This window comes from Sarcina sp. DSM 11001 (genome assembly GCF_900101015.1).
Lineage (GTDB): Bacteria > Bacillota > Clostridia > Lachnospirales > Lachnospiraceae > CAG-791.
Map to the genome: position 1 here is coordinate 1 of NZ_FNFZ01000065.1, position 3,287 is coordinate 3,287.

At 40.5% G+C, this 3,287-nt stretch carries 5 protein-coding genes; 4 read left to right on the plus strand and 1 reads right to left on the minus strand.

What is annotated here, in order from left to right:
• Positions 1–423 precede the first annotated feature (423 nt).
• The 4 genes from BLT02_RS16600 to BLT02_RS16615 all read left to right on the plus strand — a co-directional run bounded on the left by BLT02_RS16600 (position 424) and on the right by BLT02_RS16615 (position 2,893).
• Positions 424–1,236, plus strand: a complete 813-nt coding sequence (locus BLT02_RS16600) for a hypothetical protein (RefSeq protein ID WP_092998140.1) — start codon at positions 424–426, stop codon at positions 1,234–1,236.
• A gap of 55 nt (positions 1,237–1,291) precedes the next feature.
• Positions 1,292–1,675, plus strand: coding sequence for a PH domain-containing protein (locus tag BLT02_RS16605; RefSeq protein WP_092998143.1), 384 nt, complete (start codon positions 1,292–1,294; stop codon positions 1,673–1,675).
• Positions 1,676–1,730: 55 nt separating this feature from the next.
• Positions 1,731–1,955, plus strand: a complete 225-nt coding sequence (locus BLT02_RS16610; RefSeq protein ID WP_092998145.1) for a hypothetical protein — start codon at positions 1,731–1,733, stop codon at positions 1,953–1,955.
• Between the two features lie 266 nt (positions 1,956–2,221).
• Entirely contained in the window at positions 2,222–2,893 is a 672-nt protein-coding gene (locus BLT02_RS16615) for a DUF4230 domain-containing protein (RefSeq protein ID WP_175453919.1), read from the plus strand.
• Positions 2,894–3,062: 169 nt separating this feature from the next.
• Here BLT02_RS16615 and BLT02_RS17630 read toward each other — a convergent pair.
• Positions 3,063–3,287, minus strand: a 225-nt coding sequence (locus BLT02_RS17630) for a hypothetical protein (RefSeq protein WP_207649434.1), incomplete at its 5' end; no start/stop codon positions are given.

Below are 3,287 nucleotides of genomic sequence, written 5' to 3' on the forward strand. Positions count from 1 at the left end.
AACATGAAGAACGAGGAAGAGTATATCGAAGGTATCATCAGACTGGCAGAAGACCATGACGATCAGCTCGGCATCTTCACCTCTTCCCGTGAAGATGAAGCCATTATGTATAACTACTTCAAGAAGATGGCTGCATAAATAACTGCATATAAACCTGAAAAAAAAGCATCCCCAAGAGGAATATCCTCCTTCTAAAAATACATAATTGCCAAGAGGCCGCTATACTGGACGAAAGCGTCAGTATGGCGGTTTTCTTTTTGTGGGAATTAACGAATATACAGCAATATGCAAACGAATATATCAAATGTCCGCACAGAGGGACAACTGGTTTGAGAGGATGGAATCATTAAGAGCGGGTTATCCGCAGCACATTGTTATTAACGCAGGTTTTAAACCATACTTTTAAAAACAGGAGGTGGAACTATGACTAGACAGATCATATCAATTGTGATTGCGCTTATGATGATGACCACAGTGTGTGCCTGTGGGGCAGGGGGAAAGGACTCCTCCGGACAGACCCTTGAAGAAGCTGTCTCTGAAACTGTTTCTGAAGAGGCGCAGGTTACTGGCGGCGAGAATACACAGCTGCCGGAACCTGTGGAGAACGGGGAAGATACCGGGACAGAAGTGTCTGATTCAGAAGAGCAACCGGAAACCGCGGAAGCAGTATCCCGGGAATCAGCAACGCAGGAGATTGTAGACTCGGAAGAGAACGGATCCAGCCGTGAGATGACCCAGGAGGATTGGAACCAGCTTGCGGCAATTGGAGATGTACAGGTGGAAAACGGAGTTATGACTGTATCACTTAATGTCCCTGCGGATCTTGCCAAAAATATAAGTCAGGAAACTATCGATGCCGGAATAGGCACACAGTACCAGGCAGCATTCCGAAATCAAGACGGCTCCATTACTTATAAAATGACAAAAGAACAGCATCAGGCCATGTTGGAACAGCTTTCTGTGTCTTTTGACAACAGTCTGCAGGAAATGATAGATGATGAGAAATATACGATCTCAAACATAACCCGCAATAATGATTTCACTGTCTTTGATATTTCTCTGGATGGAGCGGAACCATCAGTGTCTGATTCCTTTGCTGCATTCAGCCTTTATATGTATGGAGAATTGTATGGAGTTTTCAATGGTAACAGACCGGAACATGTAATAGTCAATTATCTCGATTCGAATGGGAATCTGATAGACAGCGATGATTCTGCCACTATGAATCAACAATAAGAGATAAAGAAAAAGAAGTTTACACCAGAGTATTAACAACAGCAGGAGGAACGGCATGATTAATTTCAACAAAAACACCGCGTGGAACCTTACACCAATAAATCTGAACAGCATTCACAATGAAGTGGCGGGATTGATGGTCAACGGAGAACGGCCTCTCATGGCGTTTAAGACCATCCGCGATCAGCTGGTATTTACAAATAAGCGGATCATTTCCATTGATGTGCAGGGGATTACAGGAAAACGCAGATCATTCACTTCATTACCCTACTCCAAGGTTCAGTTTTTTTCGATCCAGACACCCGGCTTCATGGAGCTGGTTCCCGACTCAGAACTGTTCCTGCATTTTACGAATGGATTTGAAGCCACCTTTGAATTCAGAGGAAATGTGGATATAGGGCAGATCGGCAGGATCATTTCGGAGTATGTCCTGGTATAGATAACGTATAAATTTGGATGTAAATACGGATGCCGGTAGAGGGAAACCGGCTATTATGAAGAACTGTGAGATATTTGCGCAAATTACCTGGACACGGCAGGATATGCGACAGCTTCTGGAAGATCATGATCTTGATAACACGGAGGAGGCCGTTGACAGATTTCTTGAACGACTGGATCTCCGTAGATTTGAGGAGGCTGGTATTGAAGACGGCTGGGAGCGATTGTCCTGGCTGTTGCCTGACTTATTACGCAGTTCAGATGAATACAGCGTTGAATGAATAAAGGGAAGTTTGAGAATTGCAAAACTTTTCCATATGGATGTATAATGTTCAGAAGTAAAACAAAAAAAGATAATAGAGACTGAGGTTCATATCGGCAATATTTGTGCTTCAAATCATATGGTCTTGAAAGGGGAACTTTATGAAGTGGTTATTATTAATAATTTGCATTGTGGCATTTTTGTTTCTAATATTCTATGGAAGTGCGCTAATTACTGCGTGGATGTAAAATAATGCAGATAAGTGTATTTGTGGAGAATAATAAAATGCTGAAGAGAACAGTATCCGGGCTTGTTACATTAATAATTATTATTGCATTATTTTTAGGCGGTGCCGCAACAGCCTATTTCCATCCGGATTTATTTAAGGGTATTTTTAAATCAAATGATAAGAACTATGAAGTTGTTGAGAAGAACACTACTGATGATTTTGATCTGGAAATGCCGGGAGAAGTCGAAAAAAGAACAATCACAATTGAAGAAGTAGAAGTCAAGCTGGAAGAGTTAAGCGAATTTAGCAGCTACATGGGATCTTATCATGTGACTTTGGAAAAAGAGGAGGTCAGGTACTGGCTTGAAAAATGGAAAATACCAGGATCAAAAAACAGTATTAAAATCACATGTGACGGTGTGATAAAGGTGGGATATAATATCAAAGATATCAGAGTTCAAGTAGAAGATTCTAAAATATATATTGCCTTGCCTGAGCCCAAAATAAACGATAATTATGTGATTTGGGATACTGTAGAATGCACAGAAAGCAATAATATTTTAAATCCGATTAGTTTTTCTCAATACCAGGAGCTCATAAAAGAAATTGAGGAAAAAGGACAAGAAGAAACAGGAGAAGAAATTTATAAGAAAGCTGAGGACAACATAAAGATTTTAATAAATGGCTTCCTTTCTGAGTTTTCGGATTATGAAATAGTATATATGTAAAAAGTAAAATTGTTACTGGAATGATGATACCTTTGGGAAGTTTGACCCTGACGATGAAGCATGCTGTGAGTATTTCAGAAACAGGCAAATACGAGGATACGTAATCCTGTTTTTCTCCTCCTGGGGAGAGAATATCTGTAGATGTCCGTTCAAAGCACTGCAGGACAGATTATCCTATGCCAAATGCCAAATCGTCCCGATCTGTCCCGATTTTACTATTCTTTTTCCAAAAAACATACAAAAATATCGGCTTCTGAGCCATGAGAGGACAAAAAAGACCTAAAACAGGTCTTTTTTGCTTGTCCGAAAAATTATCAAATCTGTCCGGAATCATATTTTCCGGACAGACCTCCGATGGTACTATACACACAGATCGAGGGAAAACCTGATCAAA